This is a genomic window from Brevibacillus panacihumi W25 (assembly GCF_000503775.1).
GTDB classification, from domain to species: domain Bacteria; phylum Bacillota; class Bacilli; order Brevibacillales; family Brevibacillaceae; genus Brevibacillus; species Brevibacillus panacihumi_A.
In genome coordinates, this window is sequence record NZ_KI629785.1 from 298,644 (window position 1) to 324,385 (window position 25,742).

29 protein-coding genes are annotated in these 25,742 nt (G+C 49.4%); all 29 read right to left on the reverse strand.

Translation table 11 applies throughout. From position 1 onward, the window contains the following. Window positions 1-7 precede the first annotated feature (7 nt). Window positions 8-406, reverse strand: a complete 399-nt coding sequence (locus T458_RS42310; RefSeq protein ID WP_023557133.1) for a hypothetical protein — start codon at window positions 404-406, stop codon at window positions 8-10. A 2-nt stretch (window positions 407-408) separates the two neighbouring features. Beyond that, window positions 409-894, reverse strand: coding sequence for a chemotaxis protein CheD (locus T458_RS42315; protein WP_023557134.1), 486 nt, complete (start codon window positions 892-894; stop codon window positions 409-411). Further along, window positions 881-1,507: a chemotaxis protein CheC gene (locus T458_RS42320; protein WP_023557135.1), complete on the reverse strand. Its 627-nt coding sequence runs from the start codon at window positions 1,505-1,507 to the stop codon at window positions 881-883. Before T458_RS42320 ends, T458_RS42315 begins: the two co-directional genes overlap by 14 nt. 5 nt (window positions 1,508-1,512) lie before the next feature. Further along, window positions 1,513-1,989: a chemotaxis protein CheW gene (locus tag T458_RS42325; protein ID WP_023557136.1), complete on the reverse strand. Its 477-nt coding sequence runs from the start codon at window positions 1,987-1,989 to the stop codon at window positions 1,513-1,515. 16 nt (window positions 1,990-2,005) lie between these two features. Beyond that, complete coding sequence (locus T458_RS42330; RefSeq protein WP_023557137.1) at window positions 2,006-4,057, reverse strand: chemotaxis protein CheA; 2,052 nt, start codon at window positions 4,055-4,057, stop codon at window positions 2,006-2,008. Between the two features lie 20 nt (window positions 4,058-4,077). Continuing rightward, on the reverse strand, window positions 4,078-5,202 hold the full coding sequence (locus tag T458_RS42335) for a protein-glutamate methylesterase/protein-glutamine glutaminase (RefSeq protein ID WP_023557138.1): 1,125 nt from the start codon (window positions 5,200-5,202) through the stop codon (window positions 4,078-4,080). A gap of 33 nt (window positions 5,203-5,235) precedes the next feature. Next, window positions 5,236-6,099: a MinD/ParA family protein gene (locus T458_RS42340; protein WP_023557139.1), complete on the reverse strand. Its 864-nt coding sequence runs from the start codon at window positions 6,097-6,099 to the stop codon at window positions 5,236-5,238. A gap of 5 nt (window positions 6,100-6,104) precedes the next feature. Continuing rightward, window positions 6,105-7,445 carry a flagellar biosynthesis GTPase FlhF gene (flhF, locus tag T458_RS42345; RefSeq protein WP_023557140.1) on the reverse strand — a complete coding sequence of 447 codons (1,341 nt, stop codon included), beginning with the start codon at window positions 7,443-7,445 and terminating at the stop codon, window positions 6,105-6,107. Beyond that, window positions 7,442-9,484 carry a flagellar biosynthesis protein FlhA gene (gene flhA / locus T458_RS42350; RefSeq protein WP_023557141.1) on the reverse strand — a complete coding sequence of 681 codons (2,043 nt, stop codon included), beginning with the start codon at window positions 9,482-9,484 and terminating at the stop codon, window positions 7,442-7,444. The genes flhF and flhA overlap by 4 nt, the downstream gene beginning before the upstream one ends. An 18-nt stretch (window positions 9,485-9,502) precedes the next feature. Beyond that, window positions 9,503-10,600: a flagellar biosynthesis protein FlhB gene (flhB, locus tag T458_RS42355; protein ID WP_023557142.1), complete on the reverse strand. Its 1,098-nt coding sequence runs from the start codon at window positions 10,598-10,600 to the stop codon at window positions 9,503-9,505. Between the two features lie 2 nt (window positions 10,601-10,602). Then, window positions 10,603-11,379 (reverse strand): flagellar biosynthetic protein FliR, encoded by a 777-nt coding sequence (fliR, locus tag T458_RS42360; RefSeq protein WP_023557143.1) that lies wholly within the window; start codon window positions 11,377-11,379, stop codon window positions 10,603-10,605. Window positions 11,380-11,382: 3 nt separating this feature from the next. Continuing rightward, on the reverse strand, window positions 11,383-11,652 hold the full coding sequence (fliQ, locus tag T458_RS42365) for a flagellar biosynthesis protein FliQ (protein ID WP_023557144.1): 270 nt from the start codon (window positions 11,650-11,652) through the stop codon (window positions 11,383-11,385). Window positions 11,653-11,680: 28 nt separating this feature from the next. Further along, window positions 11,681-12,445 (reverse strand): flagellar type III secretion system pore protein FliP, encoded by a 765-nt coding sequence (fliP, locus tag T458_RS42370; RefSeq protein ID WP_023557145.1) that lies wholly within the window; start codon window positions 12,443-12,445, stop codon window positions 11,681-11,683. Beyond that, window positions 12,442-13,119 carry a flagellar biosynthetic protein FliO gene (locus T458_RS42375; RefSeq protein WP_023557146.1) on the reverse strand — a complete coding sequence of 226 codons (678 nt, stop codon included), beginning with the start codon at window positions 13,117-13,119 and terminating at the stop codon, window positions 12,442-12,444. Before T458_RS42375 ends, fliP begins: the two co-directional genes overlap by 4 nt. After that, window positions 13,119-13,481 (reverse strand): response regulator, encoded by a 363-nt coding sequence (locus T458_RS42380; protein ID WP_023557147.1) that lies wholly within the window; start codon window positions 13,479-13,481, stop codon window positions 13,119-13,121. The genes T458_RS42375 and T458_RS42380 overlap by 1 nt, the downstream gene beginning before the upstream one ends. Before the next feature lie 37 nt (window positions 13,482-13,518). Next, complete coding sequence (gene fliY, locus T458_RS42385) at window positions 13,519-14,862, reverse strand: flagellar motor switch phosphatase FliY (protein ID WP_023557148.1); 1,344 nt, start codon at window positions 14,860-14,862, stop codon at window positions 13,519-13,521. Then, window positions 14,855-15,850 (reverse strand): flagellar motor switch protein FliM, encoded by a 996-nt coding sequence (gene fliM, locus T458_RS42390; RefSeq protein ID WP_023557149.1) that lies wholly within the window; start codon window positions 15,848-15,850, stop codon window positions 14,855-14,857. The genes fliY and fliM overlap by 8 nt, the downstream gene beginning before the upstream one ends. Before the next feature lie 39 nt (window positions 15,851-15,889). After that, window positions 15,890-16,345 (reverse strand): flagellar basal body-associated FliL family protein, encoded by a 456-nt coding sequence (locus tag T458_RS42395; protein ID WP_023557150.1) that lies wholly within the window; start codon window positions 16,343-16,345, stop codon window positions 15,890-15,892. A 14-nt stretch (window positions 16,346-16,359) separates the two neighbouring features. Continuing rightward, window positions 16,360-16,581 carry a flagellar FlbD family protein gene (locus T458_RS42400; protein WP_023557151.1) on the reverse strand — a complete coding sequence of 74 codons (222 nt, stop codon included), beginning with the start codon at window positions 16,579-16,581 and terminating at the stop codon, window positions 16,360-16,362. 72 nt (window positions 16,582-16,653) lie between these two features. Continuing rightward, complete coding sequence (gene flgG / locus T458_RS42405; protein ID WP_031305828.1) at window positions 16,654-17,475, reverse strand: flagellar basal body rod protein FlgG; 822 nt, start codon at window positions 17,473-17,475, stop codon at window positions 16,654-16,656. 100 nt (window positions 17,476-17,575) lie between these two features. Beyond that, a complete protein-coding gene (locus T458_RS42410; protein ID WP_023557153.1) occupies window positions 17,576-17,971 on the reverse strand; it encodes a TIGR02530 family flagellar biosynthesis protein in 396 nt (131 codons plus the stop codon). Between the two features lie 24 nt (window positions 17,972-17,995). Further along, window positions 17,996-19,231 carry a flagellar hook-length control protein FliK gene (locus T458_RS42415; RefSeq protein WP_023557154.1) on the reverse strand — a complete coding sequence of 412 codons (1,236 nt, stop codon included), beginning with the start codon at window positions 19,229-19,231 and terminating at the stop codon, window positions 17,996-17,998. Window positions 19,232-19,296: 65 nt separating this feature from the next. After that, the gene (locus tag T458_RS42420; protein ID WP_023557155.1) at window positions 19,297-20,205 is read right to left on the reverse strand and encodes a MotE family protein; all 909 of its coding nucleotides are present in this window, start codon (window positions 20,203-20,205) and stop codon (window positions 19,297-19,299) included. An 11-nt stretch (window positions 20,206-20,216) separates the two neighbouring features. Next, window positions 20,217-20,663: a flagellar export protein FliJ gene (gene fliJ / locus T458_RS42425; protein WP_023557156.1), complete on the reverse strand. Its 447-nt coding sequence runs from the start codon at window positions 20,661-20,663 to the stop codon at window positions 20,217-20,219. 1 nt (window position 20,664) lies between these two features. Beyond that, entirely contained in the window at window positions 20,665-21,984 is a 1,320-nt protein-coding gene (gene fliI / locus T458_RS42430; RefSeq protein ID WP_023557157.1) for a flagellar protein export ATPase FliI, read from the reverse strand. Continuing rightward, window positions 21,981-22,799 (reverse strand): flagellar assembly protein FliH, encoded by an 819-nt coding sequence (gene fliH / locus T458_RS42435; RefSeq protein WP_023557158.1) that lies wholly within the window; start codon window positions 22,797-22,799, stop codon window positions 21,981-21,983. Before fliH ends, fliI begins: the two co-directional genes overlap by 4 nt. Further along, entirely contained in the window at window positions 22,783-23,796 is a 1,014-nt protein-coding gene (gene fliG / locus T458_RS42440; RefSeq protein ID WP_023557159.1) for a flagellar motor switch protein FliG, read from the reverse strand. The genes fliH and fliG overlap by 17 nt, the downstream gene beginning before the upstream one ends. A 12-nt stretch (window positions 23,797-23,808) precedes the next feature. Then, window positions 23,809-25,392: a flagellar basal-body MS-ring/collar protein FliF gene (gene fliF, locus T458_RS42445; protein WP_023557160.1), complete on the reverse strand. Its 1,584-nt coding sequence runs from the start codon at window positions 25,390-25,392 to the stop codon at window positions 23,809-23,811. Window positions 25,393-25,422: 30 nt separating this feature from the next. Beyond that, window positions 25,423-25,719 carry a flagellar hook-basal body complex protein FliE gene (gene fliE, locus T458_RS42450; protein ID WP_023557161.1) on the reverse strand — a complete coding sequence of 99 codons (297 nt, stop codon included), beginning with the start codon at window positions 25,717-25,719 and terminating at the stop codon, window positions 25,423-25,425. Window positions 25,720-25,742: the final 23 nt, after the last annotated feature.

Genomic DNA, 25,742 nt, shown 5'->3' on the forward strand with positions numbered 1-25,742 from the left:
CCAACCTTTACTCATCTGATAAGCGCCGAATAACCTCTGCAACGGTGGTGGGATCCTCAGCTAAATGAGTGTGATCCTGGCGGGAAAATGTAAGCGGAGTAAAGGAATCCTCCTCAGCGGAATCCGAAACCTCTATCCCTTCCACCCCTTCTTCCGAACTCTCCGAAGTCATGGGAGACGCAGCCACTACTCCGTCTTTGCTCTCTTCAACTGTAGATGGAGTTGACGTCTGCGTGATGATGCCAAACAACCAGCGTATTGGGAAAGCAGCCAGGAAAAACAGCAGAAAGGCAAGACCGGCACGCTCCAAGGAAACCAGCCAGACGTTGCTCATCATAGCGACAATGAAGGTAACAACACATGCAAGAAGGGCCAATCCTGTATTAATCCACATGGTTCCCAGCATACCTATACTTCCTTCACACCTTGATTTACGGTCCGGATTTGCAAAACTCCTGTCGAGGAATCAAACTCAATGGTTCTTCCGCAATTTCCTCCCGTATCTTCCGCAATAATTTTTATTTGTGCAGCCTGTAAGGCCGTTTTGCAGGCTTCTACGTTGCGCGGCCCAATTCGCATCATGTCATTGCCTCCGAGAAAGGCGAACATTTGGGCTCCTCCTGCTAGCTTTGCAATCATATTCCGAGATGCTGCTCCTTCTTTTTGCATCTGCTGGATCAAATGGGGAATTGCCGTATCCGCGTATTTACCCACTGACAGCTCCCCGCCCTTTGCCAAAGACGATTCAGGGAGCATCACGTGGGCCATGCCGGCGACCTTGTGGATATGATCGTAGAGTACGACGCCTACACAAGAACCCAAGCCCGTGGTACGCAACCGGCTGGGCGGTTTCGCCACGCCGAGATCGGCCATTCCTATCTTAATAATCTCCATCGAACGGAACTCCTAGTGAACGAAATAGTATCGGTAATGATTCCGGGTCTGGTATCAAAAAGAAGTTTCCTTTTACTTGCTCGTTTCCTTCAAAGAAAGCCGTATCTATGGTGAGTGCAAAATCTCCAGTCTGTCCTAAAGCATACAACCCGTAGCTGAGAATCGCCCCTGCCATATCGACGGCAAGACCAGGAACAGATGGCTGAAGATTTAATTTTGTCAGATCAGCCAGTGAAGAGAGATAGGAGCCTGTGAGGATGTTCCCGACCTCGTGCAAGGCAGAGATCTGGAGTTCATCCCACTCCTCCACTTCTTTGTTGAACCCTGTGATCTGCGTAAGGAGGTGTTTGGCTGAATCCAGGTCAAGGATGAAGAACATGTTGCCGGGACTGTCTCCCTCCACGCGAAGAAAGACGGTCACGACTACATTCTCAGCTCCACCCACACAATCAGCTACTTCATCGAAAGGGATTATCCGTACTTGCGGCACCTTCATATCGATCGATTTCTGCATGAGTTGCGACAGAGCCGTAGCCGCATGTCCGGCACCGATGTTCCCGATCTCACGCAATACGTCGAACTGGAAATCCCCGAATTTTGTAAAGTAGGCCATGTTACTTATCCCTCTAATGCGTCCAACTGATTGATTTCCTCTGTGCTCAGCACCTTGTCGAGGTTCAACAGGATCAACAGGCGATTGTCCAGCTTGGCTACACCGCGCAGATAGGCAGCTTCTACTCCACCAACAACCTCCGGAGGCGGTTCGATCGCATCCACAGGAATATCAATGACATCATTGGCCGCATCAACAATTAAACCAACTTCCAAATCTCCTACTGCGACGATAATGGTTCTCGTCGAGTCTGAATACTCGCTTTCCTCCAGATCAAAACGCTTTCTCAGGTCAATGATCGGAGTCACGACCCCGCGCAAATTGATGACCCCTTTGACAAACTTCGGCGTACGAGGGACGCGTGTGATGTGCTCCAGCTTTTCGATAGCCTTTACCTGATGCACTTCCACACCGTACTCCTCATCTTGTAACCGAAAGACAATCACTTTCACTTCGCCTACGATAGCTTTTTGCTCGAGCATGTGGCTGCCCCTCCTTCTACTTGATCAATGCGTTGCAGTCAATAATGAGTGCTACTTGTCCATCCCCGAGAATGGTTGCGCCGGAAATCGCGAAAACATTCACCAAATACTTGCCGAGGGATTTCAAGACGATTTCCTGTTGTCCGATAAAGGAATCGACGACCAACCCCGCCATTTTTTCTCCTTTTCGCACAATGACTACTGCAACTTCGTCATCGGTCTCTTCCTGATTGCTCGGTACTTGGAAGATTTCTTCAAGCGAGACAAGCGGTACGACACGACCGCGGAAGTCGATGACTTTTTGACGATGCGCCAGCATGATTTGGTCCTTTTTGAATACAGCCGTCTCGATAATGGAGCTCAGCGGCACGGCATACTTCTCGTTTTTCACCTGAACCAGCATCGCCGAAATAATCGAGAGAGTCAGCGGCAGCTGTACGAGGAAGGTGGTGCCTTTCCCGCGGACTGAGTCCACACTGACACTTCCGCCCAACGCTACGATTTTGGATTTTACGACATCCAGCCCCACACCACGGCCGGAAATATCGGATATGACATCTGCTGTACTGAAGCCAGAAGCGAACAAGAGCTCATGGATCTGCTTGTCAGTCATCGTCTCAGCTGCCGACTGCGTGACGATGCCGCGCTCGATTGCTTTTTTCAACACCTTATCCTTGTTGATTCCGGCGCCATCGTCCTTCACTTCAATGAAGACATGGTTGCCGCTATGGAAGGCGCGCAGCTCAATTGTTCCTTCCTCCGGCTTGCCGGCATTCCTGCGATCGGTCACGGATTCGATACCGTGGTCGAGGGAATTACGCAGCAGGTGAACGAGCGGATCGCCAATCTCATCGATTACGGTGCGGTCCAGTTCTGTCTCTGCCCCGAAAATTTCCAGGTTCACTTTTTTATTCAAATCTTTCGCCAGGTCGCGAATCATCCTTGGGAACCGGTTGAATACCTGTTCAACTGGCACCATTCGCATGGTCAAGATAATATTTTGCAAGTCTCCGCTGATCCGGCTCATATGCTCAACCGTTTCTTGCAGCTCACTCTTTCCGATCTCTCGAGCCAATTGTTCCAGTCGACCTCGATCGATGACCAGCTCACTGAAGAGATTCATCAAAATGTCAAGACGCTCAATATCAACGCGGATGGTCTTTCCTCCAGCAGCAACTTTGCGAGTAGCGGCAGGCTGTGCCGTCTCTGCCTTTTTAGGCGCTGCAGCGTTCGAAACAGGTGCTTCGGGCTGTGCCGCCGGGGGCTCTGCCTGAGGAGCCTTCAGATCAATCGTCTCGATCTGAACCTCTTGAATCTCCGAGATGTTCTGAATCGCTGTACGTACCTTTTCCATGGGATGCATCGTGACGAACACCACTTCAAAGGAAAGATCAAAACGTTCATTTTCAATCTCTTGCACGGCTGGCGTCGTCTTGATTACTTCACCCAAAGACTCGAGTTGATCAAAGACCATGTATGCGCGAGCAGCCTTTAGCAAGCAGTTTTCATTCAAGATCACTTTGATCCAGAAAAGATTGTTGCCCGAATCTTTGGACTGCTTCAATACAGTCTGGGCATAATCATCCAGATCGAGATCAGGCTTGGCGGTTTCGGTGCTAGCAGACGCTGCCAGGACCTCTGGCTCTGCTACGGAAGCCGTTGCAGCCACCTCCTGCTGCGCCGTAAAGTCACCTGCCACGATTGCGCGAAGCTTGCGCACAGGATCGGATACGTCTGCCGAGCCGTCTCCGCCTTCCGTGATATGTATCACCATACCCTCAATCAAATCCACACTCTGAAAAATAACATCCATAATATCGCTGTTGATTGTCAGCTTGTTATTGCGGATCAGATCCAGCACATTCTCCGCTTCATGTGTCAAGCTCGCCATGTCCTCGAAGCCCATGGTCGCCGACATTCCCTTGAGCGTATGGGCGGATCGGAAAATTTCATTGACAATCTGGATATTTGCAGGATCATTTTCCAGGATCAGAAGATTTTCATTGATCGCTTGCAAGTGTTCTTTTGACTCTTCAATAAACATGTCCAAATACTGATTCATATCCATAGGTGATCCACCTCCCAAAATCAGTGCAAGAGCTTGCACAACAGCTCTGGTATCTTGTCCAAAGGAGCAACATGATCAGCAAGACCAGCTTGAAAGGCCGCTCGCGGCATGCCGTAGACGATACAAGTAGATTCATCCTCAACAATGCTCGTCACGACCCCGCTCTGCTTCATCTGTTGTAGTCCTTTTGTACCATCATTTCCCATGCCTGTCATGATAATTGCCCATTTGTCGACATTTGTCAATCTGCTTGCCGATTCAAATAGTACGTCGACTGATGGACGATGACCGGCACGTGGTTCTTGCTGGTGTAAATGTGCTTGCAAGCGCCCGTTGTTTGCATGCACCTCAAAATGAAATCCTCCTGGTGCGATATACGCGGTTCCTGGCTCCAGGAATTCACCATCCTTCACTTCTGTCACCTGTATCTGGGACAAAGAATGAAGACGCTGCGCAAGCGATTTGGTAAATCCGGCAGGCATGTGTTGAACAATTGCGATCGGAGCATCAAAGTTGCCAGGCAAGCTCGTCAACACGGTCTGCAACGCTTTCGGTCCCCCTGTCGAGGTTCCCAAAACCACCAGTTTCTGCTTTCCTCGTTGCAGTGGTGTTCTGGTAACTGGAGTTGAGGGAGGAGCAGGTGGTGTAAAAGCAAGTGGCTTGGTTGCCCTCACCTCTGGAAGCGAACTCTGAGGAGCTTTCTCGCTTTTTGTTTCCTCCGCTGCCAGCAATCGTTTGCGCGGCTTGGAAGCAGCTGCAGCTCTTACCCGTTCGACCAGCCTTTCCGCCACCTTGTGAATATCGAGCGAGATCGGACCGGAGGGTTTTGTCACGAAGTCAAATGCGCCCAGCTCCAAGGCCCGAATCGTTGCATCTGCCCCTTCTCTTGTCAGACTGCTGATCATGACGGTTGGAACAGGATTCTCACTCATCAACCGTTCAAGTGCTTCCAATCCGTCCATGACCGGCATCTCAATGTCCAGAGTCAGTACATCCGGCTTTAGTTTTTTGCATTTTTCGATACATTCCAGGCCATTTCTCGCCCGATCAATGACCTCGATATCCGGATTTTCAGCAAGGATATCGGAAATCACTTTTCGCATGAACGCGGAATCGTCTGTGACTAGAACGCGAATTTTGCTCATATCCTCTGTCTCTCCTTCCTATCTCCTGTTGCCCTATCGAATGAAGTGTTTCAGTTTCGCAATGAATCCCTTGAGCCCACTCGTTTGCTCTGGCGTTGTTGACGAATTTTGCAGATAGTGCCCCACCAGCTTGCGAATGCTCTTGGAGGCTTGCGAGTCCGGATATGTAAGGAGAAACGGCCGTTGCTGCTTCACTGCCTTTGAAACATGTGAGTCATCGGTGACGTACCCAAGAGATTGGATGTTCATGTTCAAAAAACGTTTTGCCACCATCGCCAGCTTGTCAGTGGTCTGTATTCCTTCTCGCTCCGAAGTAACGCGGTTAATGACAAGACGAATTGAAATTTCTGGATTGCGGCTGTGCAGCATTTTGATGACCGCATAGGCATCCGTGATCGCAGGCGGTTCCGGCGTCGTTACGAGAATCACTTCATCCGATGCAAGCATGAAGCGGATTGATTCGTTGGAGAGTCCTGCACCCGTATCAAAAATGATCGTGTCCGCATACCCTTGCAAGGGATCCAGCTGAGAAAACAAGCGATCCAGCTTCTCGTCCTCAAGCTGCATGATTTGGGTAAAACCCGAACCACCTGCGATAAACTCCAGATTCCCTGGCCCTTTTTCCAGAATATCCCAAACCGTCGTATCTGGCTCCAGCAGGTGAAAAAGATGTTTCTTAGGTGTGATTCCCATTAGGACATCCAGATTGGCCATCCCCAGATCGACGTCGAACAGTACGGTCCGATGACCTCTTTCTATTAACCCAAGACCGAAATTCAGGCTGAAATTGGATTTGCCAACGCCACCTTTTCCGCTTGTCACTGTCACCAGTTTTGTTGTCCGCGGCTGGTTCGTTCGTTGCATCCGTTCACGAAGTTGTTCTGCTTGGTCTCGCATGCTCGTCAGTCTCCCATGATCATGGCAGCGATCATTTCAGGTGTGGCCACCATGATGTCATCAGGTACGTTTTGTCCTGTCGTAATGTAGGAGAGGGCAAGTCCCGTCTCCCTGGCTACATTCAGCATGCTGCCATAGCTATGCGTTTCATCCGCTTTCGTAAAGATGATCTGACTGACGGGTACTTCCGAAAAATTTTGGATAATGGCTTTCATGTCGCTGTATTTGGAGGTCAGGCTAAGCACCAGGTAATTCACGCTGTTTTTTCCGTGCTGAATCAACTCGCGAATCCCTTCCACATACTCGTCATTGCGGAAATTGCGCCCTGCCGTATCCACAAATATCAGATCACAATCACTCAGGCGTTCCATTGCTTGAGTCATTTCCTTCGGTGAGAAGACTACTTCCAAAGGAACATTCAGGATATTCGCATAGGTTTTCAATTGTTCGACCGCTGCCATCCGGTACGTATCGGCAGTGATGAAGCCGATTTTTCTTTTGTCCTTCAACATGCTGTTAGCCGCAAGCTTGGCAATCGTCGTCGTTTTCCCAACCCCAGTGGGGCCAAAGAAAAAGGCGTATTTGATCTGCTTGTCCAGTTTGACATGAGGTTGCCTGCTGCTCTGCAAAATTTCTGCAATGATCGTCTGGCTAGTCTTGCGTGCTTCCAACTCCGTCCAGACCTGACCAGGTGAACTTGACTCCATCATGCGTCCGATGATCTCGGCAGCCCATTCCTCCATTACCTCCTGCTCAACCAGCCTGCCTCGCACTGCTTGAATTGCTTCGGGAAGCTGCTGACTCAGGTCGTGGACCAACAGCTTTTCGAACATCTTGCGCATATCCCGTACTTCATTTGCTAATTGATCCGCCGTGTTTGCATCAGCTTGATGTGCGATTTCCCGGATTGTGGCATTTGCCCCTCCCGCAGGCTGGGAACGCAGCTGGCCCCCTTCTCTCGCGGCTGGTACAGGCAAATCTGGAAGGTCGTCTTTGAGGAGTGTCGGGCTGGTCCTGCTTGCGGTTTCCTCGTTTGCTGTTCTTGTTGCTGTGTGCACTGCTGCTGTAGACGACGATCGGCTGTACGCTTGCTTGGCGGTGTACGTGCCAGCCATCGCGTGAGACGGTACATCACCTTGCCGATTCGATGCAGGGGTTCTTGCCTCCTCTGCCGTCTTTTCCTCGACAGCAGCTATCACTTCAATTCGTTGTTTGCCGAACATCCCGAATACGCCACCCGTCTTGATCGGCTTCGAATTCAGGATGACAGCATCGCTCCCCAGATCCATTCTGATTTTTTCCATCGCTTGTGGCATGGAATCGACTATGTACCGTTTCACTCTCACGAAATGTTCACCATCCCTACACTTTGCACTTCAACATGAGGCTCCAGTTCGCTGTACGACAAAACCGGGATGTCGGGCATCATCCGATCCAACAATTGGCGCAAATACATGCGAATTGCCGGGGAGGAAAGAAGAATCGGCTGCTGTCCGGAATTCACCATTTTGCTCACCTCTGATGACATCACCTGGTAGATCCGTTGTGACGTTTCCGGGTCCATCGCGAGATAACTTCCCTGCTCAGATTGTTCAATGCGTTCAGAAATCGCTTTCTCAAGACCCGCACCTGCCGTCAGGACACGCAAGGGTTGCCCAGGCTCTGTATACTGCAGGGTGATTTGACGGGACATGGCCTGTCTTACATACTCCGTCAATACCTCTGGGTCCTTCGTGTAGATTGCGTGATCTGCCAACGCTTCAAGGATGACAGGAAGATTGCGGATCGAGACTTTTTCCCGCAGCAATTTTTGCAGAACCTTCTGTACATCGCCAATGGAAAGTGCACCTGGGATCAACTCATCCACGAGTACAGGCGCTGTTTCGCGGACATTGTCGATAAGAGCGCGAGTCTCTTGTCTTCCCAGCAATTCATGAGCATGGCGTTTTACTACTTCTGTCAGATGGGTCGCAACCACAGATGGAGGATCGACTACGGTGTAGCCAGACATCTCGGCTATTTCCTTATTCTCTTCTGTTACCCATAATGCGGGCAATCCAAACGCAGGTTCCACGGTTTCTATACCAATTACGGAATCATCCTCAATACCGGGGCTCATTGCCAGGTAATGATCCAGCATGATCTCCCCTTTTGCCACCTGGTTGCCCTTGATTTTAATCATATATTCATTGGGACGAAGCTGAATGTTGTCGCGAATCCGAATGACCGGCACAACAATCCCCATCTCCAAGGCGATCTGGCGTCGAATCATGATGACGCGATCCAGCAAGTCTCCACCCTGCCGCACATCAGCCAAGGGGATCAAGCCATAACCGAACTCGAACTCGATCGGGTCGACCTGCAGAAGATTGACGACGCTTTCCGGGCTGCGTACTTCTTCGATCTGCTGTTCTTCCACCATGTCCGCCGATTCCTGCAGCTCGTTTTTTTGTTTACTGGCGAGCTTCCACCCTGCAAAGGCCATAATCCCGACTACGGGTATGACCGGCAACAGGCCAATCGGTGTGAACAAGCCAAGCAGCAGGATGCATCCCGATACGATGTACAGCAAACGCGGGAAGCCAAACATCTGCTTCGCAATATCCTCACCCAAACCTTCTCCCGATGTGTTGCGGGTAACGATAATACCGGCAGCCGTGGAGATCAGCAACGCCGGAATCTGGCTGACTAGAGCATCCCCGACGGACATGGTGGTGAAGCGAGAAGCTGACTCTGCAAAGCTCATTCCATGAATCAGCATCCCGATGATAAAGCCACCGATGATGTTGACAATAAAGATGACAATTCCGGCAATCGCATCCCCTTTAACGAATTTGCTCGCACCATCCATCGAGCCGTAAAAGTCTGCTTCATTTTCGATTTTCTTGCGCCTTGCCCTTGCATCCGCTTCCGTAATCATTCCGGCATTCAGGTCCGCATCGATGCTCATCTGCTTACCTGGCATCGCATCGAGCGTAAAGCGAGCGGCTACTTCTGCAACGCGCTCGGAACCCTTTGTGATTACGATAAATTGAATAATAATGAGGATCAGAAAGACAACGAAGCCTACCACCTGGTTACCGCCGACGACGAAACTTCCGAAGGTCTCGATTACCTTGCCACCCTCTCCTTCCGAGAGAATGTTGCGCGTCGTCGATACGTTCAGTGCTAGGCGAAAGAGTGTAGTAATGAGCAACACGGTAGGAAAGATAGAAAAATCCAGAACTTCCTTTGTATACATCGAAACAAGCAAAATGGTTAACGCAAGGGAGATATTGAGAATCAGCAGCAAGTCAAGCAGCTCTGAAGGGAGTGGGATCACCATCATGACCACAATACTGATAACAAATAAGACGGTTCCTAGCTCTTTATAACGAAATCCCACTGTAGATCCTCCTTCCTCTTATTTCACTTTCCCCTGCAGCTTGTAGACGTACGCGAGAACTTCCGCGACCGCTTTAAACAACTCTTCGGGAATTTGTTGACCAATCTCGACCTGACTATAAAGAGCCCTGGCCAAGGGCTTGTTTTCCATTGTAATAATACGGTGCTTCTTGGCGACTTCCCTGATCTTCAAAGCAAGGTAGTCCTGCCCTTTGGCGATCACCGTAGGGGCACTCATATCATTCGCATCGTAGCGAATCGCTACGGCGAAGTGAGTAGGGTTGGTAATGATGACATCCGCTTTGGGCAAATCCTGCATCATCCGTCTGACGGCCATGCTTCTTTGTCTCTCGCGGATTTTTCCTTTAATTAACGGGTCACCCTCCGCTTGCTTATGTTCATCCTTGATGTCCTGCTTGGACATGCGCAGATTTTTCTCATGCTCATAGCGTTGATAGATGTAATCCAGGATCGCAAAGATGAAAAGCAGCAATCCAATATAGACGCCCAGCTTCACCACTTTTCCAGCGGCAAAGGTCAGAACAGCTCCAAGTGAGAGCAATGATAGCTGTACCAATTCTTCTTTTGCGTCCCATAAAATAAGATAAGCGATAAAAATTCCGGCACTAATTTTTAATAGTGATTTAAAAAGTTCAACAATGGATCGCAGGGAGAATAGTTTTTTCGCTCCTTTAATCGGGTCGAGCTTCTCCAGTTTCAATTCCAGAGGTTTGGTTGTAAACAACCATCCCACTTGCATGTAATTGACGATCAATGCGATAAGAAAAGAGACTGCCATCACGGGTGCCACGATCTTAACAGCCTCAAAGATCAAATGCGTGACGATAAATCTTAAGTTATCCGGCGTAAGCTGCAAACCGCTGTATGTAACGAGCGACTCCCGCATGATTCCTTGAAACGTCTCAAGCATGGAGGAGCCAGTCATGAGCAAGAGGACAAAAAAGGCAGTCAAGGCAATCGCCGGAGAAAGATCTGAGCTTTTGGCAACCTGTCCTTTTTTTCGGGCGTCATCCCGCTTCTTGGGGGTTGCTTTTTCTGTCTTTTCTCCATTGAAATACTGCAAGTCAACAGGATAGGCGAACTGTATGCGTTTCATGCTTATCCTCCGAGCCATTTCATCATCTCCGCAAGCCCGCGGAACATTTTTTCAAACAAGCCATTCAGCGTTAGCAGAAATGCCGGCATCAGAACGACTAAAAGCGCAAACCCAGCCAACAATTTGATCGGCAAGCCGACAACAAAGATGTTAAATTGCGGTACGGATTTCGCCACAATCCCAAGTGAAACATCGACCAGGAACAAGGCAACGACCAATGGTGCTGCGATCATGAAGGCGCTCAAAAACATTTGCAAAAAGACTTTTACGGCTGTCATCATGACCTGCTCACTGCCGATCGGAGCCCACATGCGATCCAGAGGAATGACCTGGTAGCTGCTGATAATCCCACGAATCAACATATGATGTCCGTCTATACTAAAAAAATATAACGTAGCTAAAATGTTCTTGAAATTACCCGTAACGGGTACATACGCTCCTGTATTCGGGTCTACGACGTTCGCCATCGCTAAGCCCATCTGCAAATCCATCATTCCGCCTGCTACCCGTATCGCTGTGTACATCATCTCACAGATTAACCCGAGGATAATTCCGACAAGAACCTCCTTGAGTACATGGATCACAAAAGTCAGATCCATCGGAATAGGTCCAATCGCCGGTACGAATTGGTAGCTGATCAACGCCATGAGAAAGCCCAGAGCAATTTTAAATTGGCCTGGCACATTGCGCAGATTAAAAAACGGTGCGGAAACAAAAAACGCCGTCATGCGAACAAAAACGAGTAGGAAAGCAGGTAATTGCATGAGAATCAGATCCATACGCTACCCTACAAACCGATGGAGATTCCCGAGAATACCCATCGCAAAATCTAGCATGGTCTGCAGCATCCATGGTCCTACTGCAAGGATGATAACGAAGACACCCACAATTTTTGGAATGAATGCGAGAGTCTGCTCCTGGATTTGTGTCGTTGCTTGAAAAATACTTACACTCAAACCGATCAACAGGGCGATCCCGAGTGCAGGGGCAGCCACCAGAAGGATGGTGTAAACAGCATTTTGGGCAACTTGCATCAGCAGTTCTTGTGTCATCCCTCTACCTCCTCTTGCCCTTTACAAATTAGCCAAAGCTCGTCAAAAGCGACTTCACTACTAAATACCAGCCGTCCACCATAATGAACAACAGGATTTTGAACGGCAATGAAATCATGACGGGCGGCAACATCATCATCCCCATCCCCATCAAGATACTGGAGATAATCAAATCAATCATGAGAAACGGGATAAAAATCATAAAGCCGATCTGGAAAGCTGTTTTTAATTCACTGATTGCATAAGCCGGTACGAGCGCACTAAGAGGAATATCCTCGATCGTAGTAGGCCTTTCCGCCTTCGTATATTCCAGAAAAAGCTTCAAGTCTTTTTCCCGGGTCTGTTTCGCCATGAATTCCTTAAAAGGGACGACCGCTGCATCAAACGCCTGCTCTTGCGTAAGCTGGCCTTGCATAAAGGGCTGCACAGCCACTTCATTTACTTTGGCAAAGGTAGGAGCCATGATAAAAAAGGTCATAAACATCGCGAGTGCAATCAACACTTGGTTGGGAGGCATCTGCTGCGTCGCCAATGCATTGCGAACGAAGGAGAGCACGATTATGATGCGCGTAAAACTAGTCATCAAGAGCAGAATTGCAGGTGCGACAGACAACACCGTCAAGATCAGCAAAAGCTGAATGGCTGAGGATGTCTCCTGTGGCGTACCGTTTCCGCCCCCTATCTGCAAATCAATGGTTGGAATAAGCGGTGTCCCCACGGGAGCTGCCAAGACCATATTCGGGATTGCCAGCAAGATAACGGCAACCACCAGCAACTGCCAAAAAAATTTCATCTCCGGTCCCCTCTGTCCTGTGGTTCCTCGCTTCCCCACTCCTTTTTTTGAACGGGGCGCTTCTTTTGATCGTTCCACTGTGAATTCAGTAATTCCTCAAACGACTTTCCATCCATATGGCCGGTAAACAGCATTTCTTCCTCAACGTCTTTCTTTTTGCCGAATGGCAGCCAAGAAAATGTCTTTCGTAGCGGAGGGATTTCAGCATCTGCCAGGATGACATCCGCTTCTTCTCCCGGCTCGATCTCTTTAAGCAATTGCACGTTCTCTCCTACACCTACGATGTAAAGCCGATCGCCGATCATGATGACCTGCAACGTCTTTCCGTTGCCGAGTGGCGCAGCACTGATAATTTTAATGGGGCCTTGTGTCTGACCAAGCTGCTTTTTTCCCAAAAAACGCAGTACTCCATAGATCAAAACAATGATGAAGCCGAGAGAAAAAATCACCTGAACGAGATAACCAAGCATACTGCCTGTCTCGCTACCGGGAATGGCCGCCGGCTGTTGAACTTCTCCGGCGGGCGCATTGCTCGATGTCGTCTTTCCATTGTTGATCTCATCGAATACGGTTCCTCCTTCAGCCATGGCCAAAGTCGGGAGGGAGGCGACGAGTAGCATCGTGAGACAGACAACCCAAAAAAGTCGCGTCCCTGGAATCCAAATTCGTTTCATCAGCTCAAGGTCTTTTTTATCGCTTCCAAGACGCGATCTGCCTGGAACGGCTTCACGATGAAATCTTTTGCGCCCGCCTGAATCGCATCAATGACCATCGCTTGTTGCCCCATCGCAGAACACATGATGACCCGCGCGTTTGGATCCATTTTTTTGATTTCCTTCAATGCGGCAATCCCGTCCATCTCTGGCATGGTGATATCCATGGTTACGAGGTCAGGACCAAGTTCTTTGTATTTTTCTACAGCCTGTGCTCCATCGCTTGCTTCTCCAACGACGGTATAGCCGTTTTTCGACAGAATTTCCTTGATCATCATGCGCATGAAAGCAGCGTCATCTACAATTAGTACCTTGTTAGACATGGATCGTTCCTCCTAATGCTTGACAATGAATTTTGTTTTATTGCAACTTTTGTACACGATCAATCGGGCTGATGATATCCGTCACACGGACACCGAAGTTCTCATCAATGACAACAACTTCCCCTTTGGCAATCAGCTTGTTGTTCACCAGAATGTCTACATGTTCTCCAGCGAGCTTGTCCAACTGGATGATGGAACCTGCAGACAAATCGAGAATTTCCCGGATCAGCTTCTTGGTGCGTCCCAACTCAACGGTCACTTGCAACGGAATATCCATCAACAAGTTCAGATTCTGCTCTTCTGCGTAACCCATAGGACCACCTCCAAGTGGGGCAAATTGTGCTGGTTTGACATTTGCCTGGTTCACCATCGGATTGCCGTAGTGCTGCGGTGCCTGCGGTACAGGAGGCGCTTGATACGGCGGCGGGTAAGGCACGTAGCCGGGAGGAACAGCATACGCGTCCGGATACATCTGTTGACCGGGATAACCCATTGGCGGTTGTGCATACCCCGATGGCGGCTGTTGGTACATCTGGTCTGGCTGGGATGGTGCGCTTGGAGGTGCGGATGGTGCTTGTGCCGGTTCTGGCTGCACATGGACTGCTTGTGGTGCAGCACTTGGTATTGTCGGCATTTCCATTTCGGCCACAGGTGCGGCGGCGGCAGCTTCTTCCTCAGACCCGCCAACTAGCCGTTCGATCATGCTCTTCGCAAAATGGAGCGGCAAGAGCTGCATGATGTTCGAATCGATCAATTCTCCCTGATCGCCCACCTTCAAACGGAACGAGACCTTTACCAGTGGACTATCGTCCTCTTTAAAGCTGTCTCCGCCCTTTCCTTGCGCCAGATCCATCACATCAATCCCAGGCGGAGTGATATTGATAAACTGGTTGAAAATCGTCGACATGGATGTTGCGGAAGAGCCCATCATCTGATTCATGGCTTCCTGTACGGCACTTATGTGCAATTCAGTAAGCTCTGTGTTTTCAGGACGTCCTTCGCCCCCCATCATCAGGTCGGCAATAACGGCGGCGTCCTCCATCCGAATGACCAATACATTCGTTCCTGTAAATCCATCCGTATATTCAACATGCACGGCTACGTGGGGGACTGGAAATTCATTTTCCAATTCACTGACGTTTACGACCGAGACAGTCGGTGTCGTGATGTCTACTTTTCGGCTCAACAGGGTAGACAAAGCTGTAGCAGCACTTCCGAAGGAGATGTTTCCGATCTCTCCCAGCGCATCCTGCTCGAACGGGGACAGATAATCGGTGACGTCCGTGCTGCCTGCAGCGTCGGCTTCCTCTTCATCTTCAACCAGGTTGTTAGCGCGTAAAAGCGCGTCAATCTCGTCTTGAGAAAGCATGTCTCTACTCATTTTGTTCCTCCCCCTCCTCTATGACTTCATCGATCTGAACGGCGATTCGTCCTTTTTGCTTTCCCGGTTGACCCAGGAACTTCAATTGGCTGCCTACCTTGATTTTCAGCTTGTTATCCAACGATTGATCGAGTTGAATCACATCGCCTTTTTGCAATTGCATAAGATCGCCTACGGTAATGGTGGCTGTTCCCATTTCTGCAATGATTGGCAGCTTGGCTGTCTTCACTCGCTCTTCCACGCGAAGCCGCTCCTCTTCGTCGCGCGTCTTCTTTTGTTTAGAGAACCAGTACTGTCCTGAAAGCTTGGACATGATCGGTTCCAACACGACGTGAGGCAGACATAAATTGATCATGCCGGTTGTATCGCCAATTTTTGTACTAAATGAGATAACCGCAACAATTTCGTTGGGAGAAACAATCTGCATGAACTGCGGGTTCATCTCCAGGCCTTCCAGGTACGGATCCAACTCAATGATTTGTTTCCATGCCTCGTGGAAGGTGTCCAACGCCTTTCCAAACACTCTTTCCATCACCGTTGTTTCAATTTCCGTGAGTGCCCCCAGCTTGTCCGGGATGGCGCCTTGCCCACCCAAAAGCCGGTCCAGCATGGTATAGGCGATGTTCGGATTCACTTCCAAAACCATGCGGCCCTCCAAAGGCGGTGCCTCGAAAATATTGAGGATCGTCATCTTGGGAATGGAGCGAATAAACTCGTCATACGGCAATTGATCGACGGAGGCAACCGTAATTTGCACGAAGGTACGGAGCTGAGCAGAAAAATATGTCGTCAACAGTCTCGCGTAGTTTTCGTGGATACGCGTCAGACCGCGAATCTGATCTTTAGAAAATCGCAAAGCTCGCTTAAAATCGTATACTTTTATCTTGCGCTCAGTCTCTTCTTTTTTCAGCTCATTGGCGTCCATTTCTCCTGAAGAAAGGGCAGCCAATAACGCATCAATCTCACTCTGTGAGAGAACCTCGGCCATCTATCGTCACCTCCTTGCTATGTATACATCCGTGAATCTCTATGACAAGACACGTTTGGTAGTAATGACTTGAACAATCTTGCCTTCCTGCATCAAGGAGCTGATCTCATTCATGATCTTGGCCTCCAGCTTGTTTACGCCTTCCGTCCCCTTGATGTCTTCCGGCGTCAATCCAGCCAATGTCTTAATGATCACCTGATTTACTTGTGGGAGACGCTGCTCCAGCTCTGCCTTCGCATTTTTGTCCTCAGCCGTAATGGTAAAGCGGATAATCATGTAGTTATTGGTGAGTAGATTGGTCGTAATTTCTCCCGTATCGACTGAGTATTCCTGCATTTCTTTCGCAGATAGCACTTTTACTTCCTTTACATCCTGATTGGCTGTCTGGGAGGTAGGCGAAAGAAACGTTTGCCAAAGTACGAAAGAGATGACACCCAGAAGAGAAATCGCGATGATAATAATAAGTGCCATGTTAAACAACCGATTTTGAAACATCGCAATGCCCCCCGCTATTCATTTGCATCATCCGGGATTCTGGGTATTCCTGTCGCCGGATGAACATTTTGATAAAACGCTTGAACACGGTTCGCGACAGACTCCGCAGAATCCTTGACGATGTATTTTCTGTCGTTGAAGAGTGTGATTACCGTATCGGGAGTCGCCTCGACAGTCTCGATATGCGTCGCATTCAAATAAAAGACAGACCCGTTAAACCGCGTCAACTTGATCACATTGACAGCTCCTTTTTGCTATCTGTGGAGAAGGAGAGACTCTCTCCTCCTCCCTACTCAGCCACTATCCGATTAACGCTTCAGGTTTACCAATTCTTCTAGTACTGTATCGGATGTCGTAATGATGCGGGAGTTCGCCTGGAATCCGCGCTGGGCTACGATCATCTCTGTAAATTCCTCGGACAGGTCAACGTTGGACATCTCCAATTGGCCTGCAATGACGCTGACACGCGCTTCTGCTGCTGTCGTCGGCGTCATCGGATCATCATCACGCGGACCGGCGTTCACGGTATTCTCGTAGAGAGAGTTTCCGATTTTTTTCAGACCGCCCGGGTTGTTGAAAGTCATCAAGCCGATCGTATAAGGCGTATCGAGAGCACCCGTATCGTCCACAGTGGTGATCGAACCGTCTTTTCCGATCGAGTAGGAAATGATGCCGTCTGCCTGGTTGATTTGGATAGCTCCCCCGCCAGAATCGAGAAGCTTGAGCCCCTGCGGGTTAACCAGGAAGCCTTGTGCATCGCGAGTAAAGTTTCCTGCACGAGTGTAGTAAATCGTTTCTCCTTCATCCGGGCTCACCATGAAGAATGCGTCTCCCTCGATCGACAAATCTGTAGGAAGGTTGGTCGTCATCGGGCTTCCCGCATTAAACACGGTATCGATGGAAGCAATAGAGGAACCAAGACCGATCTGAGTCGGGTTCGTACCGCCTTTCCCTCCATCTTCGGAAGGTGCGCCAGCGCCTTGAATGTTTTGGCTGAGGATGTCCTGAAACATAACACGGCCTTTTTTATAGCCTACCGTGTTGACGTTGGCGATGTTGTTACCGATCACATCCAATTTCGTTTGAAATCCTCGAAGTCCGGAAATACCGGAATACATGGAACGCAACATGAGTGTTTCCTCCTTTTGCAAATTGGTTTTGGCTGCCTCTGTCATTCAGCAACCGCAGGCCTCCATCATCGTGGTCCAGCCTGTTTTATCCCACCTTTGATCAGACAAAGATGGCGCTGTCGATATTGGTAAACACGTTGTCCTTCATGTTTCCTCCATCTACAGCCGTAATGATCTTCCGATTTACGATGCTCACGACGTAAGCCACATTGTCCATCAAGATCAACGATTCTTTTGCTCCCTTGGAAGCCGCTTTTTGTACCGCTGATTCCAGTCGTTCGAGCTGCGGGCTCTCAAGCGAAATGCCCCGTTCACGCAATCGGTTCGTGGCGTGCTGGCTAAATGTCAGCGATTTGCTTCTTGCTGTCTGGCCAAGCGATTCCGTCAGATACTGATGAAAGGATACGCCACTTCCTGTTGCAGCTTGTGGTGTAGCTTTCGGTACGTGATTCGTTTTCGGAGGAAAGTAGGTTTGCCCCACATGAAATTGGTTCATGCTGCTTCCTCCTTTATACCAATCCTAGACGATATCATCGATCTCGCGAGATGGCATGCCCGGACTGCTCCACTGGTCGACTGCTTCACTTTCTTCAACCAAAGCATCCAATGAAAATTCAGCTTGCTCATCCTGTTGTTTTTGCTGGGACTGTTGCTCCTGCTGCTGCTTCGCCTGTTCGCGTTGCTGTTGGAAGCTGAAGTTCTCAGACTGCTGATGTGTCGTCACTTCCAGGCGCTCGACCTGTAATCCTTGCTGGCTCAATGCTGCACGCAAAGATCCCAGCTGGTTGTCCAGCATGTCCTTGCCGGCTTGTGTCTCAGCAGCGAATTGGGCTGTAATGACGCCGTTCTTGGAAGTAATCGTCACGTCTACCTTCCCGAGCGATTGCGGATTCAAAATCAATTTTGCCGTATGCACGCCGTTGACTTGGGTTAGGTTCATCTGCTTGACAAAAATCTGCGTCACTTGCTCAGGCAATTGATTGGCTGTCACCTGGTGAGCAGGCACATCTGCACGCTGGAACGATTGTCCTGATTGGACAGGCGCAGGCGTTGCAAGAGGAGCTTGTCCTCCGAATTGTGGTAAATTGCCGCCCTCGCTGTTGTCCTGATTCAACATCATACCGGACGTTTGCACATTGGCTTGTACGGTTTGGGACTGGATACCTGCTTCAGCCTTATAAGCGGACAATCCTTGGCTGATGCGAAGCGGTTGGATCGGCTTACTTGAATCCTCCTGCATCAATGCTCTCACCGCGAAGGTTTCGTTTCGAACCAGCGATTGATTTGTCTTGTTTCCGAGATCTGTCTGCTCATTCTTCAGCTTGGCAAGAAGTGCAGCAAGCTTTTGCATTTCATCGGAAACCGACTCTTTTTGGTTAAGATTGGCAAGGAGCTGCTTCACATCCACGGCTACCTGCGGGAGCGGAACCTGCACCTTCTGAATCAATTGATCCATCGCTTTGCTGTTGTTTGCGAGGAATGATTCCATCTCCTCATTCCCTTGGTCATGTGCTGCGAGCAACTGTTGGATGAGAGCCATCAGTTCTTCCAATGCTTTCATCTCTTCCTCACTCATGCCTTGACCCAACAAAGTGTCCGTCTCTTCACCCTGCAGATTTTGAAGAGCGAAGCCCATTTGTAGGGAAAATAAGTCTCCCAAGCCACTTGCGGCAGATGTACTGCCTGTTGCCGTTCCCACCTGTGCCGTCACAGTACCGGAAGCACCGTTCGGCAGGGAAAGATTGGCTACATTCATCTCATTCACCTCCCTGATTGGTTTATTGTTGCTTATAGAATCGACCCGAGTGTCCAGAAGACGCTCTATTGTCGCAGCAACTCCTCCGAGATACGCGCCGCCAAATTGTCACTGCTTTTCTTGTCTTCTTTGGCAATGGCAGACAAGGTTTGGGCGCGCCTGTCTTCCGGCAAAGCCGAAAGGAGCGATAAGGCTTTTTTCTTGTTGGTCGTCATCATGGAGCGGATGACAGCTGCAGAGTCCTCTGCAGGCATCTGGGCAAACGTTTTGACGAAGTCCTCTTCGTTATTCGCACCAGCTCCATCCCGCGTTTCGCTCAGAGCTTTTGTCAACAGCTGTACGCGTTCTTGCAAGGCTGCAATGTCATCGTCCTTGTTCACTACAGAGTCTTTTAGCAGGATCGATATATCGGCAGCCAGCTTCGGATTCATTTTTGCTAGAATCTCTGCCCGCTGATTGGGCTTCATTTTCGTCATGACTGTAACAGATTCATCCAAACTCAAATTTTCGATGATTGCGGCTGCATTTTTGGCGGACATGGTTGTGTATACTTTCGCCAAATCCTGATACTGCTGTTGGCGTTCGGCCTCTGTGGCTCGTTTGTCCTCCAAAAGCTTGCTTAAGTCTTGCACCTGTTTTTCCAGGGCTTGGATGGTAGCATCTTTTTGGGCGGACTCACCCTGCAGAGCGGCGATTTCCTGGTGACTATTGGCCTGTTCAGCTTGCAAGTTGACCACTTTCTCGCTCAGCTCTTCTTTTTCATCCACATTCGAGGGAGCCGCATATTCATCCGGCACAATTTTTTCCACGTACGGGATCTTATTTGCCCATTGGAGGACGTTCCCCAGCACATTGACACCTAAAAAGCTGAGGAGCACGCCACCAAGGAGGCTGGCAAACAATGCAGGGATGACGATCATGTAAAAGAACCATTCCCACCTGCTGTATTCCCGTTCTTCTTGGATCTCTTCCATGTGGTACCTCCTCAGTTGCTTCTGCGAAGATAGAGCTGGGTGCCGATCTCGTCCATCTCTTTTTGTTCCTTCAGCTTTTGAGCGTCGAGGAATTGCGTGAGTGAACGTTCGCGCAGTCTCTGCCACAGCTCCGATTCCTTCATTCGCTCTCTCAGACTGGATTGGCAGCGTTCCACTTCCTGCTCACAACCCCGCAGTGTTTGTTTCTGATGGTTGATCGAGCGTTCTACGGACTGCCGATACTGACTGATCATGATGAGTTCAGCAGCACTGCATGATTGATTTTGAACCTCTTCAAGCTTCAACGTCATCGCATCGTGGTGTTCGTACATCTGATACAGCATCCACTCCGCTTCGTTTTTCTGCTGAACCGACTTGCCAAATGCCCACTCCGCCTGTTCTTTTTCTTTTTCTTTCAGATCCAGAACCTTTTGGAGATGAAACTGGAACATTTTCATCTTAGTTCACTCCTCCAAAATGAGCTGTCAAAGCCTTGATCGTACTAGTAAGATCAGATGGTTCATGGGTGCCCTGGGCCGTAAAGTCCCGAATGATGTCACGATAGCGAATCGCAGCATCGATGTCGCGATTTGTCCCCGCTTTGTAGGCTCCGATATTGATCAAATCTTCCGCTTCCCGGAACGTCGCCATATGCCGTTTTAACTGTCTTGCGGCTTCTTGATGATCGTCACTCACGATCTCGGTCATGACACGGCTTACACTCTGCAAAATATCAATGGCAGGAAAATGACCTTTTTGGGCAATTTTACGGTCTAGCACAATATGGCCGTCCAGAATCCCACGTACAGCATCGGCGATCGGGTCATTCATGTCGTCTGAATCAACCAGCACCGTGTAGAAGGCCGTAATGCTGCCCCGATCCGCCGTTCCAGCACGTTCCAGCAGCTTGGGTAGGAGCGCAAAAACCGAAGGCGTGTATCCCCGTGTGGCTGGAGGCTCACCGATCGCAAGTCCAATCTCACGCTGGGCCATGGCAAAACGGGTGACCGAGTCCATCATCAGCATGACGTTCATCCCGCGGTCGCGGAAATATTCGGCGATTGAAGTTGCAATCATTGCACCCTTGATCCGGATCATTGCAGGTTGATCGGAGGTGGCGACAATCACAACGGATCGCTTTAAGCCTTCTTCCCCCAAATCACGCTCGATAAACTCCATTACCTCGCGGCCGCGCTCCCCGATCAGCGCGATAACGTTGATATCGGCTGTGGTATTGCGGGCAATCATCCCCATCAATGTACTTTTTCCGACCCCTGATCCGGCGAAAATCCCGACGCGCTGTCCCTTCCCGATCGTCAATAGACCGTCAATCGCTCTCACGCCTACACTCAGCGGTTCTTTAATCCGCGGGCGAAGAATGGGATTGGGCGGCATGTTGTTCGTCGGATAGGAGGTCAGCCCAAATGGCAACGCTCCTTGGTACGGCCGTCCCAATCCATCGAGAATCCTTCCCAATATCTCCGGTCCCACTTTGACATCCAGCGCACGTCCGGTTGCTACTACATCACATCCGGGTCCGATTTCCGTCAGTTCGCCGAGCGGCATCAACAGCACCTTGTTCTCCCGGAAACCGACGACCTCTGCAATGATCGGCTCCTGACTGTGATGCGGGGTTATGTGGCAAATTTCCCCGAGCTTGACTTCAGGCCCCTCGGATTCGATCGTCAGGCCGACAACCTGTGTCACTTTCCCATTCACCCGCATCGGGTCCAGTGCTTGCAGCGCTTGCTTGTACCTCGACAAATCAAGAATCGTCATCTTTGTTCACTTCCTCGGGCGATCTCCAGAAGTACTTGTTTGATTTCAGTGAGTTGCGTATCGATTCTTGCATCTACACTACCGAGCGGAGTGCGAATCACACATCCCCCGTCCTGTACGGTATAGTCCGGGTAGATGGACAACTCAGCTTGTCCATCCAGCAAGGAAAGCAACTGGGCGCGGCTATCCTGCACCAGTTCAAAATACTGATGGTTGACACAGATGGTCACATTTCCATGAACCCTTGAGCGGCGCAGAACTTTTTTGGCTATTTCCAAGACATAATCGGGCTTCTGTTCCACTTCCAGTCCAATGACCTTTTGGGCAACCTCCATGCTCAGTTCGACCATAAAAGGTTCTGCCTCTGCAATGATCCTGTCTTTTTCGGCAAATGCTTTTTCGAGTACTTCGCGTGCCTGCATGACAGCCGCAGTCTCTTCTTCATAAGCTTGGCGGCGGCCTTCGGTACGCCCCTCTTCATACCCCTCTCGGGAAGCATTCAAGCGAACATCTTGGAACAGATCATCTGCTTCGGAGCGCTTCTGCTCCCACCATTCGGCAATCTCCTGCATCGTCTGCTGCTTCAGCAGCTCTGCTTCTTCAACTGCCTGGCGAAGGATATTTTGAGCGGATTCTTCCGCGTCCTGAATAATTGTTTTTGCTTCCTCTTCAGCTTGATGCAAAATTTGTTGATTTTTTTGCAACCTTTCGGGATCAATCTCCGTCTGTAAAAGTACAGGCTTCACGGAGAGGAGAACAGAATCTTCTGAGGGCTGGTACGTAGCGCTCTTGATGATCCTAGACAATGATATCATCTCCTCCACCGCGTGCGATGATGATTTCACCCGCCTCTTCTAGGCGACGGATAATCGCAACAATGCGGGATTGCGCCTCTTCGACATCACGAAGTCGGACAGGCCCCATGAATTCCATTTCTTCTTTGAAGGTGTCAGCCATACGTTTGGACATATTGCGGAAAATGACTTCTCGCACTTCTTCGCTGGATACTTTGAGCGAGAGTTGCAGATCCGCGTTTTCCACATCACGAATGACACGTTGGATGGAACGATTGTCCAAAGTAGCAATATCCTCAAAGACGAACATACGCTTCTTGATTTCCTCAGCCAGCTCGGGGTCTTGAATTTCCAGGGAATCGAGAATCGTGCGCTCTGTCCCACGGTCTACACCGTTGAGAACAGCAACAATTGCTTCGATACCGCCAGCCTGCGTATAATCATGCGTCACTGTAGCAGAAAGCTTCTGCTCCAAAACTTGCTCGACCTGAGCGATCACTTCCGGAGAAGTGCTGTCCATTACGGCGATCCGTTTTGCGACTTCTGCTTGTCGTTCTTGCGGCAATGCGGAAAGGATCATAGCAGCTTGCTGGGCTTCCAAATAAGACAGCACCAGTGCAATCGTCTGCGGATGCTCGTTCTGGATAAAGTTGAGAATTTGTCCAGGGTCCGCTTTTCTGGCAAAATCGAACGGCCTTACCTGCAAGTTGGCCGTCAAACGATTGATGATATCCATGGCTTTGGTTTCACCAAGCGCTTTTTGCAGAATCTCCTTGGCGTATGTAATACCACCCTGAGAAATAACCTCTTTTGCGACAGCGATTTGATGAAACTCGGATAAGATCTTATCTTTTTCGTCGGTATCCACTTTTCGGACATTGGCAATCTCCAACGTCAATTGTTCAATCTCATCTTCACGCAAGTGCTTAAACACTTGTGCCGAGATTTCGGGCCCCAGCGAGATGAGCAGGATAGCCGCCTTCTGTCGTCCAGTCAACTCTTTAGCGCCGCGAGCCATACCTTTCACTCCTTAATCTTCTGCTAACCATGTACGAAGCAGTACTACGAATTCATCTGGCTTGCTTCGCGCCAACTTCTCAAGCTGTTTTCTGACGACAACCTGATCATTATCCTCTTGATACATCAAATCAGGGATTTCCAAAGGTTGCTGCGCATCCATCAATTCTGGATCATCAGTCTCCTGAAGTTGATTCTGACGCCGTCTGCGAATAAGCAGAAAGGCTACTGCTGCAAGAGCCAAAGCCGCGATTCCGCCTACAGTCCAAAGGAGAGCTGGATTGAGCGATGTAGAATCCGCTACATTGACTTTACCCGAGAATTCACGTGGCAAAACAGAAATATGCTGATCTAGTTCCTCTTGGGTCAATTCCAATCCACTGTTGCTCAGCGTCACACGTACGACATTGCGAAGCACTTGCTTGATGCTCTCGATTGTCGCATCATCCAGTTGGCCGCCCGCCGGAGGTTCGACACCAACGTTGATGGTAATGTCGTCGATCTTGTACGGGCTCATGACAACATTTCGAGTGATCCGGTTCACTTCCCGGTTGATGGTATCGTTCAGTTCTTCGTATTGGCTGTTTGTTCCTTGGGTGTTGGCACCAGGATAACTCGGCACTGCATTATCGCCTGTACCGGCAATTCCGCCTGGAGGTGCGCCTTGTCCGGAAAATGCTTTGGATAAACGTTGGGAAGAAATGATAAGTCCTTCGTTATTTTCTTTATCAGGAGCTTCCACAATATTTTCTACGCGGTTCTCCTTGTCAAAGTTCATATTGATAAACGTATGGACGATCACTTTGTCTCTGCCCATAATCGTACCGAGCAGGTTGTAGAGATTCTGCTGGATTTTCTTTTCGATTTCCGCCTTGATCTCTTCTTGCTGCTTGAAATTGCTTATAGACGCTTCACTGTCATTCCCGTCAGTCCGTTCCAATGGATTGGAGTATTGATCCATGATTGCGATAGCTTCCATTGGCAACTTGGGAACACTTCGGGAGACGAGCAAATACAGCGAGTTGATCTGCTTTTGATCCAGCGTTGTCCCAGGTTCCACATCAACGACGACAGATGCAGTCGCGGTATCTGCAGTTTGGGTTACCCACAGGCTTTCCTGAGGAAGAGTCAACATAACCTGCGCACTTCTTACGCCTTTGACCCGCTCCAATAATTTCTTTAATTCTTGCTGCAATGCTTCTTTTTTCATGACGTCAAATTGACGATCAGTCATGCCCAGTGTGCTGGAAAACAATTCCGTGTTAAACCCTGCTTCACTCGGAATTCCTTGTGCCGCCAGGTCAACGATCACGTCCTGTGCCATTTTTTCCGGTACCTCGATTCCCGTACCGTTGCCTGTGATTTTGTATGGGATTTTCTTACTATCCAGCTCTGCCTTGATTGCTCCGATTTCCTGTTCACTCAGTCGCTGATTATAGAGTGGCTTGTACACTGGTTGAGAAGCGATGAATATGTATAGTCCGAGTGAAAGGAGCAAAAACAAGGAAATCCCTGCGATCATCCACTTTTGTTTTTTTGAAAACTGGTTCCATTTTGCCCCCAGCTTTTCTCTGTATAAAGCTATACGCTCGTTCATGATTCACCTCTCGAAGGATACCAACAGCACTTAAATAGACATCCGCATGATCTCTTGATAGGATTCAATGACCTTGTTTCGCACTTGCATGGTCAAATCAAGCATGACAGATGCCTTTTGACTTGCGATTGTAACCTGATGGATCTCCACATTACCTGCAGCAAAACGGTCGGCCATATTGGCAGAATCGACTTGTGCTTGATTGACTTGATTCAAGGCATCTGTCAGAAACGCGGAAAAACCTTTCGTTACCTCTGCAGGAGTTTGGAGATTCTGCATCGATTGTGTCCGGATCGGACTAATTTGCGAGAGCGCGTTGATGTCCATTCTTCGTTTTCACCTGCCTTACC

What these genes read in the sequence shown, in the direction of transcription:
- T458_RS42310 (WP_023557133.1), bottom strand. Translation starts at nt 406, where the DNA reads ATGCTGGGAACCATGTGGATTAATACAGGATTGGCCCTTCTTGCATGT.
- T458_RS42315 (WP_023557134.1), bottom strand. Translation starts at nt 894, where the DNA reads ATGGAGATTATTAAGATAGGAATGGCCGATCTCGGCGTGGCGAAACCG.
- T458_RS42320 (WP_023557135.1), bottom strand. Translation starts at nt 1,507, where the DNA reads ATGGCCTACTTTACAAAATTCGGGGATTTCCAGTTCGACGTATTGCGT.
- T458_RS42325 (WP_023557136.1), bottom strand. Translation starts at nt 1,989, where the DNA reads ATGCTCGAGCAAAAAGCTATCGTAGGCGAAGTGAAAGTGATTGTCTTT.
- T458_RS42330 (WP_023557137.1), bottom strand. Translation starts at nt 4,057, where the DNA reads ATGGATATGAATCAGTATTTGGACATGTTTATTGAAGAGTCAAAAGAA.
- T458_RS42335 (WP_023557138.1), bottom strand. Translation starts at nt 5,202, where the DNA reads ATGAGCAAAATTCGCGTTCTAGTCACAGACGATTCCGCGTTCATGCGA.
- T458_RS42340 (WP_023557139.1), bottom strand. Translation starts at nt 6,099, where the DNA reads ATGCGAGACCAAGCAGAACAACTTCGTGAACGGATGCAACGAACGAAC.
- flhB (WP_023557142.1), bottom strand. Translation starts at nt 10,600, where the DNA reads ATGAAACGCATACAGTTCGCCTATCCTGTTGACTTGCAGTATTTCAAT.
- fliR (WP_023557143.1), bottom strand. Translation starts at nt 11,379, where the DNA reads ATGGATCTGATTCTCATGCAATTACCTGCTTTCCTACTCGTTTTTGTT.
- fliQ (WP_023557144.1), bottom strand. Translation starts at nt 11,652, where the DNA reads ATGACACAAGAACTGCTGATGCAAGTTGCCCAAAATGCTGTTTACACC.
- fliP (WP_023557145.1), bottom strand. Translation starts at nt 12,445, where the DNA reads ATGAAATTTTTTTGGCAGTTGCTGGTGGTTGCCGTTATCTTGCTGGCA.
- T458_RS42375 (WP_023557146.1), bottom strand. Translation starts at nt 13,119, where the DNA reads ATGAAACGAATTTGGATTCCAGGGACGCGACTTTTTTGGGTTGTCTGT.
- T458_RS42380 (WP_023557147.1), bottom strand. Translation starts at nt 13,481, where the DNA reads ATGTCTAACAAGGTACTAATTGTAGATGACGCTGCTTTCATGCGCATG.
- fliY (WP_023557148.1), bottom strand. Translation starts at nt 14,862, where the DNA reads ATGAGTAGAGACATGCTTTCTCAAGACGAGATTGACGCGCTTTTACGC.
- fliM (WP_023557149.1), bottom strand. Translation starts at nt 15,850, where the DNA reads ATGGCCGAGGTTCTCTCACAGAGTGAGATTGATGCGTTATTGGCTGCC.
- T458_RS42395 (WP_023557150.1), bottom strand. Translation starts at nt 16,345, where the DNA reads ATGTTTCAAAATCGGTTGTTTAACATGGCACTTATTATTATCATCGCG.
- flgG (WP_031305828.1), bottom strand. Translation starts at nt 17,475, where the DNA reads ATGTTGCGTTCCATGTATTCCGGTATTTCCGGACTTCGAGGATTTCAA.
- T458_RS42410 (WP_023557153.1), bottom strand. Translation starts at nt 17,971, where the DNA reads ATGAACCAATTTCATGTGGGGCAAACCTACTTTCCTCCGAAAACGAAT.
- T458_RS42415 (WP_023557154.1), bottom strand. Translation starts at nt 19,231, where the DNA reads ATGAATGTAGCCAATCTTTCCCTGCCGAACGGTGCTTCCGGTACTGTG.
- T458_RS42420 (WP_023557155.1), bottom strand. Translation starts at nt 20,205, where the DNA reads ATGGAAGAGATCCAAGAAGAACGGGAATACAGCAGGTGGGAATGGTTC.
- fliJ (WP_023557156.1), bottom strand. Translation starts at nt 20,663, where the DNA reads ATGAAAATGTTCCAGTTTCATCTCCAAAAGGTTCTGGATCTGAAAGAA.
- fliI (WP_023557157.1), bottom strand. Translation starts at nt 21,984, where the DNA reads ATGACGATTCTTGATTTGTCGAGGTACAAGCAAGCGCTGCAAGCACTG.
- fliH (WP_023557158.1), bottom strand. Translation starts at nt 22,799, where the DNA reads ATGATATCATTGTCTAGGATCATCAAGAGCGCTACGTACCAGCCCTCA.
- fliG (WP_023557159.1), bottom strand. Translation starts at nt 23,796, where the DNA reads ATGGCTCGCGGCGCTAAAGAGTTGACTGGACGACAGAAGGCGGCTATC.
- fliF (WP_023557160.1), bottom strand. Translation starts at nt 25,392, where the DNA reads ATGAACGAGCGTATAGCTTTATACAGAGAAAAGCTGGGGGCAAAATGG.
- fliE (WP_023557161.1), bottom strand. Translation starts at nt 25,719, where the DNA reads ATGGACATCAACGCGCTCTCGCAAATTAGTCCGATCCGGACACAATCG.